Here is a 16,322-nt window from a genome sequence, read left to right as displayed (position 1 = left end):
CGACTCGGTGAAGGAACACGCGCGCACCCCGTTCCGGGAGGAGGTCTGGCAGCAGCTCGCCGAGGGCATGCGGTTCATCCCGGGCACCTTCGACGGCGCGGGGAGCGCCGCCCACGGTCGTGCGTCAGGATTCGGACGTCTCCAGGGCGGGGGCCGTCACGGGCGGACGCTCGCCACGCCGGTGGAACGCGGCGGCGACGCCGCCGGCGGTGAGCAGGATCGCGGTGCCTCCGAGGACGAACGGTGCCCGACCGCCGAGGACGTCGGCCAGCCAGCCGGTCAGCGGCCCGCCGAGGGGGGTGCCGCCGAGCAGGACCAGCATGAACAGCCCCATCACGCGCCCCCGCACGTCCTCGCTCACCGACATCTGCACGGTGCTGTGGGCGGAGACCACGAAGACGGTCGCCGCCGCGCCGGCTCCGATCAGCAGCAGACCGAACAGCCACACGTTCGGCATCAGCCCCACAGCCAGCTCCAGCGCGCCCAGCGCCGCGGCGGACCCGGTGACCAGAGCGCGCGGACGCGACGGGACCGAACCGCCGCGCAGTGACGAGAAGACGGAGCCGGCCAGCATGCCCAGCGCCAGCATCGTCGACAGCAGTCCGAAGGAACCGGCCCCCGAGCCGAACACCTTCGCGGCGGCAGTGGCGACGGCGGTGCCAAAGCTCGCGCACACCCCGACGACCAGAGTGAGGGTCAGCAGCAGCACCAGGTCCGGGTCGCTCCAGGCATAGCGCAGTCCCGCCCGCAGCAGCCCCGGTGTGCGCGCCACCGGCTGCCGGTGGCGCAGGGCGGCTGGGTCGGTCGAGAGCAGGCCGACGACCACGGCGGCGAAACTCACGGCGTTCGCGAGGAAGACCGGGCCCGTGCCGTGCCAGGCGATGGACCAGCCGGCGAGGGCGGGGCCGACGACGCGGGCCACGTTGAACGTCATGGAGTTGAGCGCGACAGCCTTGGCGATGCCCTCCTTGCCCACCATCTCCACCACGAACTTCTCGAAAATCGGGGCGTCCAGCGCGGACAGACAGCCGAGGACCAGACACAGCAAGTAGACGTGCCACAGCCGCACCGAGCCGCTGACGTCAAGCAGGCCCAGCGCCAGCGCGCACAAGCCCATCAGGGTCTGCAGGCCGATCAGGGCCCGGCGCACGTCGACGCGGTCCGCCAGCACGCCCGCCCACAGGGACAGAAAGACGATCGGCAGGAACTGCAGCCCCGTCGCGATGCCCAGCGCAACCGGGTCTTTGCCGGACAGCTCCAGCACCAGCCAGTCCTGCGCGACCCGCTGCATCCAGGTCCCGACCAGGGACAGCACCTGGCCGGTGACGAACCTGCGGAAGTTGCGCTCCCGCAGGACGTCGAACCCGCCGACGAGCCGGGAGAGCAGCCGCGGACGCGGAACCCGGTCGCCTTCACCGTGTTCGCGCCGGCCCGTACTCGTGGCCAATCGAGTCACCCTCACTGTTCCGTGTCCCGCGCGGCGACTACTTGCCCGGCTCGACCAGGTGGCTTCCGAGCACGAGGAAGTCCAGCCCGATGCTCCGGAAGGTCCGTACGGCGTCGGCCGCGGTGTCCACGACCGGCGCGAGGCGGATGCCCACGGGGTCGGCGTTCAGCAATGGACGCGGACTCGAACTCGCCACTGCCGTCGACCACTAGGACGCCGGCCTTGTCGAAGCCGGAGGCGTGGAACGCCGAGAGCGCGTGGGCCAAATGGTGCTCGACGAAGACCAGTTCCGGGCCCTTGCCGGAGGCGGCCTTCGGGCCGAAGCGGGCGGCGTACATCTCCTGGCGCTCGGAGTCGTGCCATTCGCGAAAGCGCGGCATGTCCCAGGCCATGGTGACGACATCGATGTCACACCATGTGATGCCGGCGGTCTCCAGGCAGGAGCGGGCGGCGTGCGAGGGGAAGGTGCCCTCGGCGTGCTTGACCCGGGTGAAGCGCTCCTCCTCGGCCATCGCCCAGATGCGGCCCTCGCCGTCCACCAGCGCGGCGGAGGTGTCGTGAAGTTTGCAGTCAAGGCCAAGTACCCACATGCCTGTCGCGCTTTCGTTGTCGTTGGGGGCGGTGCGGTTTCCGAACGGGCGCCCGCACCGGCAAAGAAGAAGGGGGAAACCCCGGTGGGTCTGAGCCGGGCGGCGGTCACTGACACCCGTTGCAGGAAAGGGGGAACGCGGAACGTCGGCGGCATCGGGGCGCCTGGCGGCACTCAAGGTGTTGCGTGAACTACTGGACGCGTTCCACATGTTGGCCACCATCTACGCCCGGCGCAAGCAATGTGATCATGGTCTCAGATACGTATCGCCCTTGGTCGGGGCAAAGGGGAACGGCCGCGCCAGCCCCTGTTTGGCCGGAACTCCCTCTCCGGGTGTCGAGGCGGTCCGCCGCGACACCCGGCCGTCTCGCGCCCGTTTTCATGCATAGCGCCATTTTCGTGCTGGTCCCTTTTGTCGGACCGACCGGACATTCGCCCCCGAGCGGTCCGATGGGGGTAATCGGTGCTATCTTCGCGAGAGGACTGTTACGTTCTGTCGAATGCCTGGTCGAATCCCGTCGGCACGGCATCCAAACCTTCACTTTCCGGCCAAGAAACAGTGGTATCCGGCCGACGTGTGACGCTGCCCCCGACGGGAATCGGGCCCGGCCGGTTGCCTGTCCACAAAGACTTCCTGGAGTCGGTGTGCCGGCCGAGTTGTTACCGGAGTGTCAACTACCGGAAGTAGTTGACGGTTCTAGGAGCCCTATGGTTCGCTGCGCTGGAAACGCATCCCAGGCGAGTGCGGGGGCGGAGCGAATAAGCGGTTGCTCAGTAAACGCCCACCCCCGGAAGCGCAATGCGGGAACCGAACGAGAGGGGTCGGAGTACGGAACCGATGCACCCTTTTATGGTTTCCGTGGCTCACTCACGAAACGGACGACTGGTCGCACCCTCGCTCGTCTCGATAAATCCCTCGAAAACGTGCGGGACATTTTTTCCCGCCGCTCATCGCCTCGGTTCATCTTCCCGCAGGCGTGGCCCCCCACGGCACTGTCGGCCGATCGCCCCCGCGGCGGCATCGGCCGTCGAGGCGCAGGCGGGCGCGGGTTCGCTCCGGAACGCCTGAAGGCGGCGGCGCGCATTCGGGACAGAACACATGGATGGGGAAATCATGCCCTTCGCAGTTATGATTCCCGGGCAGGGCTCGCAGTTCCGCGGTATGGGGCAGGACGTCTTCCCGCGCTACCCGGGACTGACGCGGTTCGCGTCCGAGCTGTTGGGATACGACCTCGCTGCTCTCTGCCGGGACGACCCCGACGGCCTGCTCGCGGACACCGCGTACACCCAGCCGGCCCTGTTCTTCGTGAACGCACTGCATCTGTTCGAACGGGAGCGCCGCGAAGAGCGGGCTGCGGACCACTTCCTCGGACACAGCCTCGGCGAGTACAACGCGCTGCTCGCGGCAGGTGTCTTCGACCTGGAGACCGGACTCGGGATCGTGCGCAGACGCGCCGAGCTGATGGCCGGGGCGGTCGGCGGCGGCATGACCGCCGTGATGAACACCTCCGAGGACCGGCTGGCGCGGATGTTCGCCGAAGAAGGTGTGGAGGGCGTCGACATCGCCGCTTTCAACACCGACGCGCAACTCGTCGTCGCGGCGTCCGGGCCGGTTCTCGGCGCGGCCCACGAAACACTGCGGAACAGGGGAGTGCGCTTCGTCCCACTGCGGGTCAGCGGCGCGTTCCATTCCCGGTACCTGGAGCCGGCGCGGCGGGAGTTCGCGGCATTCCTGGAGGGATTCACCTTTCATGAACCGCGCGTTCCCGTCATCTCGAACGTGACGGCCCGTCCGCACAACAGTGGTGCCCTGCGGGAACTGCTGGCCGAACAGCTCGTCCGGCCTGTGCGGTGGACCGACAGTATCCGGTACCTCATGTCGCTCGACGGTCCCCTGGAGTACCAGGAGGTCGGCGGCAAAGACCTCACACGCATGGTGGAGCACATTCGCTCGGCCACCGTCATGGCAGGGCGTGACAGGAGCGGAGAGTAGGACATGCAAAGAATAGAGAAGATCAGGGAGTACATGGAGGACCGGTTCCTGGTCGATTTCGGCGAGGACGTCACTCCCGACACCGATCTCTTCAAGGCCGGCGTCATGGATTCCTTCGGATATCTCCAGCTCATGGATTACCTGGAGACCGAGTTCGACGTGAAGATCGCGTCGGACGAGATACTCGCGAACGTTTTCGTCTCGCTTGCGACGATCGACGCCTTCGTGGCCGAGAAGATCGATGCGAAGGCTTAGGTAGGGGAATTCTGCGTGTGTGGAATAGCTGGCTGCGTCTCGTCGCGCCTTCCGGATGAGGATATCCCCGGACGCATCACCTCAATGCTGTCGTCGATCCATCACAGAGGGCCCGACGAGGCCGGCTATTACCTGGACGACGGCGTGGCCATGGGAACGGTCCGTCTGGCGATCATCGACCAGGCGTCAGGCGCGCAACCGATGTCCGACCCCGCCGGGCGGTACTGGATCTGCTTCAACGGCGAGCTGTACAACCACGTGGAACTCCGCGAGGAACTCACCCGGCTGGGGCGGCCCTTCCGCACGAAGTCGGACACCGAGGTCGTGCTCCAGGCGTGGATCCAGTGGGGTCCCGCGTGCCTGGAGCGCTTCAACGGCGCCTTCGCCCTCGCCATCCGGGACAGCGCGACCAAGACCCTCGTCCTGGCCCGCGACCGGTACGGCAAACGGCCGCTCTTCTACACGGAGCACGACGGCGCCCTCCTCTTCGCCTCGGAGATGAAGGCGTTTACCGCCGTCCCCGGCTTCCGTTTCGCGTTCGACCCCCGGGAACTCGCTTCGGTCTACGCCCTTTGGGCCCCGCTGCCGGACCGCACCCCCTTCCAGGGGATCCGCCAGGTACCCATGGGCGGCCTCCTGACGGTCGAGAACGGCCGGCACACCGTGACGCAGTACGAGGAACTGCGCGTCGACGCGCCCGCGTTCGACGGCGACGAGCGCGACGCCGTGGCCTTCGTGCGGGAGACGCTCCGCCGGAGCGTCGAACTGCGCCTGCGCAGCGACGTTGAGGTCGGCGTCTACCTCAGCGGCGGCCTCGACTCGTCCATCGTCACCAAGCTCGCCACCGAGCAGTCGTCGCACCAGGTCCGCACGTTCTCCGTCGAGTTCCAGGACAAGACCTACGACGAGTCGAGCAGCCAGCAGCTGGTGGCCTCCCACCTCGGCACCCTGCATTCCTCCCTGAACGTCTCCCACCGTGACATCGCCGGCTCATTCGCCGACGCCGTGTGGCACGCCGAGGTGCCCGCCTTCAGGACGTCGTTCGTCCCGATGTACCTGCTGTCCCGGCACGTCCGCGACTCCGGGATCAAGACCGTGCTCAGCGGCGAGGGGGCCGACGAGGCCTTCCTCGGTTACTCGCTGTTCCGCGAGACGATGCTCCGCGACTCCTGGAACACCCTGTCGGAGGACGAGCGGGTCCGCCGGCTCAGCACCCTGCATCCGGAACTCGCGCACTTCGGATCCGCCCGCAAGGCCCATCTCCTCGGGCTGTTCCAGCAGTTCAGCACCGAGCGCACTCCCGGCCTGTTCTCCCACGAACTGCGCTATCAGAACGGAATGTTCGCCACCCGTCTGCTCAAGGACCCCGGCGACCCGCTGGAGCCCATGCGCGAACTGGTGCGCATGACCCCCGGATATGACGCGTTGAGCGCCGTGCAGAAAGCGCAGTGGATCGAGTACAAGACGCTGCTGTCGGGTTATCTCCTGGCTACCCAGGGAGAACGCTCGAGCCTCGCCCACAGCGTCGAGAACCGCTGTCCGTTCCTCGACCCCGCCGTCGTCCGCGCCGCCGCTTCCGTGAACCTGCGCTACGACGACGGATCGGACGAGAAGGCCATCCTGAAGAAGGCGTTCGCCGCCGACCTCCCGCAGTGGACGGTCAGCCGGCCCAAACAGCCCTACCGGGCCCCGGGAAGCGCCGTGTTCAAGGACGAGCGGCCCGACTGCCTGGAACTGGTGCTCTCCGAGAACGAGCTGCGCCGGATCGACTGCGTGAACCCCGCCTTCGCCGGAAGGCTCGTCTCGAAGATCATGCGGACCCCGGTCGAGGAAATCAGCACCAAGGAGGACCAGGCCTTCGTGTACCTCCTGTCGACCGCGATCCTCAACCGCCAGTACGTCCTCGGCGAGCACGCCCGTCCCATGGACGCGGCGGCCGGCCGGATGAACCTGCGTACCGTCGTCGACCACCGGCTCGGCGCCGTACCCGCGGAGGCCGCCCGATGAGCCACCGGTCCGCCCACACGTCCTTTGACATCGCTGTCATCGGTCTCGCCCTGCGCTTCCCCGGATCCGACACGCTCTCCGGCCTCGTCAGCCACCTCACCGCCGGGCATTCCCTCATCTCCGAGGTCCCCGAGGACCGTTGGTCCAAGGAGCGCTGGTTCGGCGACCCGCGCGGGGGAGCCGAGAAGACGCGCAGCGTCTGGGGCGGATTCATCGACGACGCCGAGTGCTTCGACGCCGCCTTCTTCGGCATCTCGCCGCGCGAGGCGTCCACCATGGACCCCCAGCAGCGGCTGACCCTGGAACTGGCCTGGCGGGCTGTCGAGGACGCCGGGTACCGCGCGAGCGCCCTGGCCGGCTCGGACACCGGCGTGTTCATGGGCGTCTCCCACTCCGACTACGCCGAGCTGATGGAGCGGGACAGGGCGAAGATCGACGCCTACCTGCCCACCGGCACCGACTTCGCCGTCGTCGCGAACCGGGTCTCGTACCACTTCGACTTCCGCGGCCCGAGTGTCGCCAACGACGCAGCCTGTGCCAGCTCCCTCGTCTCCGTCCACCAGGCCGTCGCCGCCCTCCGCGCCGGAGAGTGCGGCATGGCCCTGGCCGGCGGTGTCAACTTCGCCTGGTCGCCGAAGCTGTTCGTCGCCTTCAGCCAGGCGGGCATGCTCTCGCCGACCGGCCGCTCGCACGCCTTCGACAAGGGCGCCGACGGGTTCGTCCGCGGCGAGGGCGGCGCCGTCCTCCTGCTCAAGCCGCTGGCCCGCGCCGTCGAGGACGGGGATCTGGTCCACGCCGTCATCAAGGGCACCGGCACCAACCACGGCGGTCGCACCAACTCCCTCACCGTCACCAACCCCGCCGCCCAGGCCGACCTCATCGAGGGCGTCTACACCCGCGCGGGCGTCCCCGTCGGCAGCGTCGGCTACATCGAGGCCCACGGGCCCGGCACACCGGTCGGCGACCCCATCGAAGTGCTCGGACTCAAGCGGGCGTTCGAGCGGATGCACGCCGCCGAGGGTACCCGGCCCCTTCCGGACTCCTGCGGCATCGGCTCGGTGAAGACCAACATCGGCCACCTGGAGGCCGCCGCCGGTGTCGCTGGCATCGTCAAGGTGATCGGCGCCCTCACCACCCGGACGCTGCCCGCAACCGTCAACTTCACCCGGCCCAGCCGCCTCATCGACTTCGACGACAGCCCGTTCTACGTCGTGCGCGACACCCAGCCCTGGCAGGCCCCCGCCGCCGCAGACGGCGCCGTGCCGCCGCGCCGCGCCGGCGTCAGCTCCTTCGGCTTCGGCGGCGCCAACGCGCACTGCCTGCTGGAGGAGTACGCCGGCGGCGACGAGCCGGCCGCCGCGGACGACGGACGCCTCCAGGTGATCCCTCTGTCGGCCCGCAGCGACGAGCGGCTGCGCGCCGTGGCGCGGGAGCTGCTCGACCACCTCACGGCCGCCGGCACCGACGCCGCCGCCCTGCCCGGGCCCCGCCCGGCGACGGCCGACATCGCCCACACCCTCCAGACCGGCCGCGAACCCCTGCGGGTCCGGCGCGCCTTCGCCGTCACCGGAACGGCCGAACTGCTCCGGGCGCTGGAGGACTTCCTCGACGGCACATCGTCCCCATACGACGTCCGGCCGGAGCAGCCCGCCCCCGCCGAGGACCCCACCGGCCACCTCACCGCGGCACGGGACTGGGTGCGTGGCGAGGACGTCGACTGGCAGGCGGTGCGCGCGAGCGCGGCCTACCCCGCGGCCTGCCGCGTCCGGCTCCCCGGCTACCCCTTCGAGCGCGTGCCGCACTGGTACGCAGTACCCGAGGACCGGCGCCGTCCGGCCGCCGCCGCGTCCGAGGACGGGCGTGGCGGGGCCGACGTCGAGCCGCGCGCCGAGGCGGCCGTCACCGCCGGGTCCGGGGACCGGCGCACCGTGCCGGCCGACTCGGCCGGAAACCGGCGTGTGGTGTCCGCCGCCGTGGCTCCGGAGCGGCCCGCGCCGGCCGCCGTCACCGCTCCGGCCGGCCGGCACCCGCTGCTGCACCGCAACACCTCGGCGCTGTCCGGGGTGCGCTTCTCCTCCACCTTCACCGGCGCCGAGCCCTTTCTCGACGCGCACCGGGTCGACGGCGACCGGGTCATGCCCGCCGCCGCGTACGTGGAGATGGTCCGCGCGGCGGTCGAACGCGCCGCCGAGCGCGACGGCTCCGCGGACCCGGTCACCGTGGTCCTGCGCGACATGACCTGGCTGCGGCCGCTCACCGTCGGAGACGAACCCGTCGACGTCCACGTGGAGCTGACCCCGGGCGAGCACGGCACGATTGCCTTCCGGGTACGCCAGGACGGCGCGGCCGACGGCGCTCCCGCCGTCGTGCACAGTCAGGGCACGGCCGAGGTGCGCCCCCGCTCCGAGGAGCCGGCCGCCGTCGGCCTCGACGCGCTGGCGGCGGCCTCCGCACCGGTGCCGGTGGCCGAGGTGTACGCGAGCCTGCGCCGGCAGGGCCTGCGCTACGGGCCCGCCATGCGGGCCCTCCGGGAGCTGCGGACCGGCGAGCACGGCGTGCTCGCGCGGATCGCCGCGCCCGACGACACGAGCACGGCGGCCGGCAACGGCCTCGTTCTGCCCCCCAGCGTGCTCGACGCCGCGTTCCAGGCGTCGGTCGCGCTCATGAAGGCCGGGGCGTCCGAAGCGCCGCGGGGCCCCGTCATGCCGTTCGTCCTGGAACAGATCGAGATCGCCGGTCCGTCTCCGGCCGAGACATGGGCCTGGGTCAGGCGCGCGGAGAGCAGGGGCATGGTGGACAAGTTCGACATCGACCTGACCGACGGCGAGGGCCGGGTCGCCGCCCGGGTCCGCGGCCTCGTCCAGCGGCCCGCCCCCGCGCGGCCCGCCGCTCCCGAGACGCGGCCCGTCCTCACGGCGACCACCGCGTGGGTGGAGGCCCCGCTCGCCGGGGACGTCGCGGGCGACCCCCGCACCGTCGTGCACGCCTACCTGGCGGGGGCCCGGCGCGCCTTCGGCGCGCCCACCCCGTTCGTCCGCCTGCCCCAGATCGCGCGCGACCGGGTCGCCGACGGCGTCCGGGACGTCACCGACACCGTCCTCGGCGCGGTGAAGGCCGTACTCGCCGGGCGCCCCCGGCAGGATCACCGCTTCGTCGTCCTCGTCGACGACCGCCTGCCGCGACACTTTCACGCCCCGCTCACCGGCCTGTTCCGGACCGTCGCCCTGGAGAACCCGGCAGTGTGCGGACGCGTCGTCCGGGTGGCCGGACTGGACACGGCCGACGCTGAGGACCTGCGGCGCATCCTGCGCGAGGAGGCCGCTGACGACCGTCCCGACGCCGAGGTCCGCCGCGCCGCCGACGGATCGCGCCACGTCCGCCGCACGGCCGGGGCCGCCGAGGTCCGGGGCCCCGAGGTGCCCCCGCTGAGAGACGGCGGCGTGTACTGGGTGACCGGCGGTCTGGGCGGGCTCGGACGCCACGTCGCCCGCTACTTCGCCCGGCGCGACCGCGTCACCGTGGTGCTCAGCGGCCGCGCGCCGTCCGGCCCGGACACCGAGGCCGCGCTCCGCTCCCTGCGCGCGGAGGGCGTCGACGCGCACTACCTGCCCGTCGACGTCACCGTCGCTGAGGACGTGGAGCGCGCGGTGCGCGCCATCACGCAGACGCACGACTCGCTGGACGGCGTCGTCCACGCCGCCGGCGTCCTGCGCGACGGCTACGTCCTGCGCAAGGAGCACGAGGACCTGCACACCGTCCTCGGCCCCAAGGTGCCCGGCACGCTGCACATCGACGCGGCGACCCGCGACCTCGACCTCGACTTCTTCGTCCTGTTCTCCTCGGTGGCCGGTGTGTTCGGCAACCCCGGACAGGCTGACTACGCGGCGGCCAACGCCTTCCTGGACGCGTTCGCCGGGCACCGACGGGCACTCGTCGAGGCGGGGGAGCGCACCGGCGCGACACTCGCCGTCAGCTGGCCGCTCTGGGCCGACGGCGGCATGCGCGTCGACGACCTGACCCGCGCCGCCATGCGCGAGGGGCACGGCTGGGAGCCGCTGCCGACGGAGGCGGGCGTTCGCGCGCTCGGCCACGCGATGGCCCACGAAGCCGGCCATGTCGTGGTCGCCTTCGGCGAGGACGCGACCCTCGCGGACACGCCCGCCTCCCGGGCCGCCGCCGTCCGGGCGGACACCGGGGACCGTGCCGACGGCTCCGGCCTGCTCCCCGCGGCCGTCCCCGGCGACGGACACCGCCCGCCCGCCGCGCTCTGCGACGACGCGCTCCGCTCCGCGACGGCCGCGCTGGTGACGCGGCTTCTGGGAGAGGTGCTGCAGCACGATCCGGACGACATCGACCCCACCGTCCACCTGGTCGAGTACGGCATCGAATCCCTCGCCATCCTCGACATGACCGCCCGCCTGGAGCAGCTGTTCGGCCCGCTGCCGAAGACCGTCTTCTTCGAGTACCTGAACGTCGAGGAGGTGACCGGGTACTTCGTCGACGCCCACTGGGAGAAGCTGCGCGAGGTGCTGGGCACGCAGGACGCGCGGGAGGAGACGGCCGACGGCACCGGCGCGTCCCACGAGCGCGGCGAGCGGGGCGACTTGGGGCTGTACGCCGACGGGGATTCGTCCCTGTCGGCCGCTTCCGTGCCGGCCGAGGTCGTACCGGCCGCGTCCGTCGCGTCTGTCTCCGTGGCGTCCGCGGGCGTGGCACGCGACGAGGCGGCGCCGCAGGACGGCCCCGCCGTCACCGCCGCGCCGGTCGCCGGCACCGCCGCCTCGCTCGCCGTGGCGGAGCGCCCCTCCGCGCCCGACGACCGTCACGACATCGCGATCGTCGGCATCTCCGGGCGTTATCCCGGCGCCGCGACCATGGACGAGCTGTGGGAGCTGCTGAGCGAGGGACGGCACTCCTTCGAGGAGGTCCCGCGCGAACGCTGGGACCACGACGCCATCTACAGCCGCGACCGCGCCAAGCTCGGCAAGAGCGTCATCCGCACGGGCACCTTCCTGCGCGACGTCGACAAGTTCGACCCCCGGTACTTCCGTGTCTCCAAGCGGGACGCCGAGCAGATGTCGCCCGAGGTCCGCCTCTTCCTCCAGCTCGGCGTGGAGGCCCTGGAGGACGCCGGGTACTCCCGCGAGCAGATCCAGCGGCAGTACCAGGGGGACGTCGGGGTGCTGGCCGGCACCATGAGCAACCACTACGGGCTGTACGGGTTCCAGAACAGCCTGGTCCGCGGTGCCCCGCAGAGCGGCAGCTACAACGCCACGATGCCCAACATGCTGTCGTACTTCTACGGGCTCACCGGCCCCTCGCTCTTCGTGGACACCATGTGCTCGACGTCCTCGACGTGTGTGCACCAGGCGGTGCAGATGCTGCGCGCCGGCGAGTGCCGGATGGTCGTCGCGGGCGGGGTGAACCTCCTGCTGCACCCGTACAACCTGATCACGTCGTCGCAGGAGCACTTCACGACGGCCACGTCCGACGTTATCCGCAGCTACGGCCTCGGAGTCGACGGCACCATCCTCGGCGAGGGAGCAGGGGTGGTGGTCCTCAAGACCCTCGCCGACGCGGAGCGGGACGGCGACCACGTCCACGCCGTCGTCAAGGGGACGGCGATCACCAACGCGGGGCCGCGCAACGGCTTCACCGTGCCCAGCGTCGCCCTCCAGGCCCGCGCGGTGGAGAAGGCCCTGGACGACGCGGGCGTGGACGCCCGCACCATCAGCTATGTCGAGGGACACGGCTCGGGGACCTCACTCGGCGACCCCATCGAGGTCAAGGCGTTGAACGACGCATTCCGTAGATCCACGCAGGACACCGGGTTCTGCGCCCTGGGCTCCGTCAAGTCCAACATGGGGCATCTCCTCGCCGCCGCCGGTGTGCTCGGCATCGCCAAGGTCGTCCTCCAGCTGCGCGAGGGCAAGATCGTGCCGTCGCTGCACAGCGACGAGCTCAACCGGGACATCCCCTTCGACAGCACCCCCTTCCATGTGCAGCGCCGGCTCGCCGACTGGCCGAGGCCCGTCACGACCGTCGAAGGAACACCGGTCGAGCATCCCCGGCGCGCCGGGGTCAGCTCCATCGGCGCCGGCGGGATGAACTCGCATCTCGTCCTGGAGGAGTACACCCCGGCCCCGGTGCCCCGGCACGACGGACGCCACGAGCTGTTCGTCTTCTCGGCGATGACCGACGATGCCCTGGAGACCTCCCTGGTCCGCTTCCGCGAGTTCCTCGTCACGCACGAGGACGCCGACCTGGCCTCCGTCGCCTTTACCCTTCGTGTCGGCAAGAACGAACTCCCGCGCCGCTGGGCCTTCATGGCCGCCGACCGCCGGGGTGTTGTCGAGGCCGTCGACCGCTACCTCGCGGGCGACCGGGACGCGGAGCGCGCGCTTGCCGGGACCGGCCCGGGAGCCGCGGCGGTCCGGGAGACCGGCCTCGCGTGGACGGGCGGCCGCAAGGCCGACTGGAGCGTGCTCGACGCGGGCCGCCGGCTCCGCCGCCTGCCGCTACCCGCCTACCCCTTCGCCCAGGTCGGCTGCTGGGTGGAGGAAGACCCGTCCGCCCCCTCGGTCATCGCGCCTCTGGTCTTCCGGGACGCGTTGCACCCTTTCCTCGGGCGCAACGAGTCCGACGTGGACGGCTTGCGCTACGCCGTCGACGTCCGGCTCGACGACCTGCTGGACTACGGCCAAGTGCGCGACAAGCAGCGCGCCGTCGTCCCCACGTTCGTCCTCGACGCGGCCCTGGCCTGCGCGCGTGTCTCCGGGTTCGCGACCGGGGCGCGGATCCGCGACCTGCGCACGGTGGGCCGGGCCGACTGGGCCAAGGTGGCGCGGCTCGTCACGACCTTCGACGCCGCCGACGGCACCGGCTTCGGCACCGTGTTCACCGAGGACGCCTCCGGCACCCGCACCCCGCTCGCCGCGTTCACCGCGCACGCCGGAGACGGCCCCCCCGCGCAGCCGCGGCGGGACGAGCGCGCGCCGGGCGACGGCGAACTCGCCCGCGATGCCGTCGAGGTGCTCACCCAGGAGCGGTTCCTCGCGGAGCTGGCCGAGGGAGGCATCGAGCACCCGCCGATGTTCGACGGCGTACGCCTGGCACGTGTGCTGCGCGACGGGCGCCTGGTATTCGACGTGAGCGTGCCCGACTTCCAGCAGAACCACGTCAAGCGGAACGTCTCCATCGAGCCTGCGGTCCTGGCCGCCGTCGCGCATGGCGCGCAGCTTCTCGCCAAGCGGGCCGGACTCGCGGCGTGGGCACGGCTGGTGCCACGCCGGATCGACGAGGCCGCGGTGACGGCCGACGGTATCGCTGACGTGGAACGGATCGTGCTCGACCTCGTTCCCGGCACGGCGGGACTCGGCGGCCGGGTCCTGCTCCTGGACGGCTCCGGGCGGCTCGTCGGTGAACTGACCGACGTGTGGTGGGGCGACGAGGACGCCGAGTCCGACGCGCTCCGGCCCACCCGGCGTGCCGTCCCGGCCGCCCACGCCCTGACCTCCGCCGTCGGGCGGATCTCGATGAGCGCGCGGGTGCCGGACACCGCCGAGGCGGTCGGCACCGGCATCAGCGGTGTCACCGGATTCGCGAGCCGGAACGGGAGCGCCCCCGAGGTGGAGACCCGGACCGGCCCCGAGACAAGGACCCCGACGGACCCCAAGGCGGAGACCCTGACCGAACCCGAGTCCGGCCCTGGGGCCGGTTCCGACGGGGCGGCGGCCGTGGCGTTCGTCGCCGGTGAGCTGCGCGTGATCGCCGCCGGGATCCTGGGCTTCGAGGCGGACGAGATCGAACCCACCACCGGGTTCTACGCGTTCGGGTTCGACTCCATCTCGCTCGTCACCCTCGCCCAGCAGGTGGGGGAGCGCTTCGGCGTGCGGGTCAGCCCGGCCCTCTTCTTCGACCTCGACACGCTCGACGCGCTGGCGCGGCACCTGGTGGCGGAATTCGGGGACCGGATCCCGTCTGCCCACCCGTCGTCGCCCGCGCCGGACGCTGCCCGCGCGACGGCCCGCCCGGCCACGCCTCCCACGGCACCGGCCCGACTCGGCGGCGCGAGCCTCCCTGCGCCGACCTCCGAGGCGGCCGCCGGACCGGTCGCCCCGGAGCTGGCCGTCCCGAAGGCCGACGTCCCCGGCAACCCCGACGCCCTCGCCCCGCGCGGGGCGTCCCTGGTGGGCGACCCCGCCCCGGCTGCCGCGACCCCCCACGGCTCCGGCGCGCCGATGCCCGTCGCGATCGTGGGCGCGGCCGGCCGCTTCCCCGGCGCCCGCGACCTCGACGCCTACTGGGCCAACCTCGTCGGCGGCGTGGACTCGGTCACCGAGTTCCCGGCGGACCGGTACGACGAGACGTACGCCCGTGTCGTGGAGGAGGCCGACTTCCCGCCGTACGCGGGGGTCCTGGACGACGTGGACGCCTTCGACGCGGGCTTCTTCGGCATTTATCCGCGCGAGGCCGAACTGCTGGACCCCCAGCACCGGCTCGCCCTGGAGACGGTCTGGAGCGCCCTGGAGGACAGCGCGCACCGGCCGGCCGAGCTGCCGGCCGACACCGGTGTGTTCCTGGGCGTCTCGGGCACCGACTACGCGACCCTCCTCACCGGGTACGGCGTCGCACCGGACGCCTTCACCGCCACGGGCAACGCGCACTCCATGCTCGCCAACCGTGTCTCCTTCACGCTGGACCTGCGGGGGCCGAGCGAGCCGGTCGACACGGCGTGCTCCAGCTCGCTCGTCGCCCTGCACCGCGCGCTCGAGGCCATCCGGTCGGGCGCCTGCTCCATGGCCATCGCGGGCGGGGTGAACCTGCTGCTCAGCACGGACACCTTCGTCAGCGCCCACCGGGCGGGCATGCTCAGCCCCGACGGACGGTGCCGGACCTTCTCCGAGGACGCGAACGGGTACGTGCGGGGCGAGGGCGTCGGCGCCGTCGTCCTCAAGCCCTTGGCCGCCGCCGAACGCGACGGCGACGACGTTTTTGGCGTGCTGCTCGGCAGCGCGGAGAACCACGGCGGCCGCGCGCACTCGCTGACCGCTCCCAACGCCGACGCCCAGGCCGAGGTCGTGGCCGCGGCCGTAGGCGACACCGACCCGGACACCATCGGCTACATCGAGACCCACGGCACCGGGACCGCCCTCGGCGACCCCGTCGAGGTCCGGGCACTGCGCTCCGCCTTCCGGCGGCTCGGCGCGGCCGGCGGGGGCGCCTGCGGCCTCGGGTCCGTCAAGACGAACATCGGCCACTTGGAGGCCGCCGCGGGCATCGCGGGCCTGCTGAAGGTCCTGCTCGCCATGGAACACGGCGTCCTGCCCGGCACGCTCCACTGCCCTGAGGTCAATCCGCACATCGAGCTGGACGACGGCCCGTTCCGTCTCGTGCGCGAGAACGAGGCGTGGCCCCGGCCCACCGGCCGCGACGGCACGCCGGCCCCCCGGCGCGCGGGCGTCAGCAGCTTCGGCTTCGGCGGCGTTAACTGCCATGTCGTGGTGGAGGAGTACACCGGCCCGGACACCGGCACGGCCGACGCCATCTCGTCCGACGCCGACGCCGACGACCGCAGCGAAGCCGGGGCGGTCCTCGTCCCGCTCTCCGCCCGCTCCGAGGAGCGGCTGCGCGAGGTCGCGGGCAACCTGCTGGACCGGCTGCGCGACACACGCCGCGCGCCCGTCCCGCTCGCCTCCCTCGCCTGGACCCTGCAGACGGGCCGGGAGGCCCTGCCGGAACGCGTCGGGTGGATGGTCGACTCGAGCGGCGAACTCCTCGTGGCATTGCAGGAGTTCGTCGCCTCGGGCCAGGCCGGCGACAATGGGCTCCGGGGGACCGCGGCCCGTACCGGAGCCGGTCCGCACCGTCGCGGGACGACCGGCGAGCCGGTCGCGGGTGCCGGGCTGCGCGAAGTCCTCCAGCGGTGGACGAGCGGATCCGAACCCGACTGGCGCGGGCTGTACGGGGCGCGTACGCCGCGCCGCGCGCACCTGCCCACCTACCCCTTCGCGCGGGACCGGTTCTGGATC

At 71.8% G+C, this 16,322-nt stretch carries 6 protein-coding genes; 4 read left to right on the top strand and 2 right to left on the bottom strand.

Annotated elements, in window-relative coordinates:
- Positions 1-124: 124 nt before the first annotated feature.
- Together ABZ656_RS49095 and ABZ656_RS49090 are read right to left on the bottom strand one after the other, a co-directional pair.
- Positions 125-1,447 carry an MFS transporter gene (locus ABZ656_RS49095; RefSeq protein WP_180362819.1) on the bottom strand — a complete coding sequence of 441 codons (1,323 nt, stop codon included), beginning with the start codon at positions 1,445-1,447 and terminating at the stop codon, positions 125-127.
- A gap of 11 nt (positions 1,448-1,458) precedes the next feature.
- Positions 1,459-2,037, bottom strand: a complete 579-nt coding sequence (locus ABZ656_RS49090) for a carbamoyltransferase N-terminal domain-containing protein (RefSeq protein ID WP_360277939.1) — start codon at positions 2,035-2,037, stop codon at positions 1,459-1,461.
- 1,113 nt (positions 2,038-3,150) lie between these two features.
- Here ABZ656_RS49090 and ABZ656_RS49085 point away from each other — a divergent pair.
- The 4 genes from ABZ656_RS49085 to ABZ656_RS49070 form a co-directional block, all read left to right on the top strand.
- Positions 3,151-4,029 carry an acyltransferase domain-containing protein gene (locus tag ABZ656_RS49085; RefSeq protein WP_101408677.1) on the top strand — a complete coding sequence of 293 codons (879 nt, stop codon included), beginning with the start codon at positions 3,151-3,153 and terminating at the stop codon, positions 4,027-4,029.
- Between the two features lie 3 nt (positions 4,030-4,032).
- Positions 4,033-4,284, top strand: a complete 252-nt coding sequence (locus ABZ656_RS49080) for an acyl carrier protein (protein ID WP_101408676.1) — start codon at positions 4,033-4,035, stop codon at positions 4,282-4,284.
- A 15-nt stretch (positions 4,285-4,299) separates the two neighbouring features.
- The gene (asnB, locus tag ABZ656_RS49075) at positions 4,300-6,291 is read left to right on the top strand and encodes an asparagine synthase (glutamine-hydrolyzing) (RefSeq protein ID WP_360277935.1); all 1,992 of its coding nucleotides are present in this window, start codon (positions 4,300-4,302) and stop codon (positions 6,289-6,291) included.
- A partial coding sequence (locus ABZ656_RS49070) for an SDR family NAD(P)-dependent oxidoreductase (RefSeq protein ID WP_360277932.1) occupies positions 6,288-16,322 on the top strand: 10,035 nt, incomplete at its 3' end. The genes asnB and ABZ656_RS49070, both read left to right, overlap by 4 nt.

It is taken from the genome of Streptomyces sp. NPDC007095 (assembly GCF_040634475.1).
Taxonomy (GTDB): Bacteria; Actinomycetota; Actinomycetes; order Streptomycetales; family Streptomycetaceae; genus Streptomyces.
The sequence above is the reverse complement of the archived record's forward strand: the minus strand, read 5'-3'. Positions and strand labels throughout refer to the sequence as shown.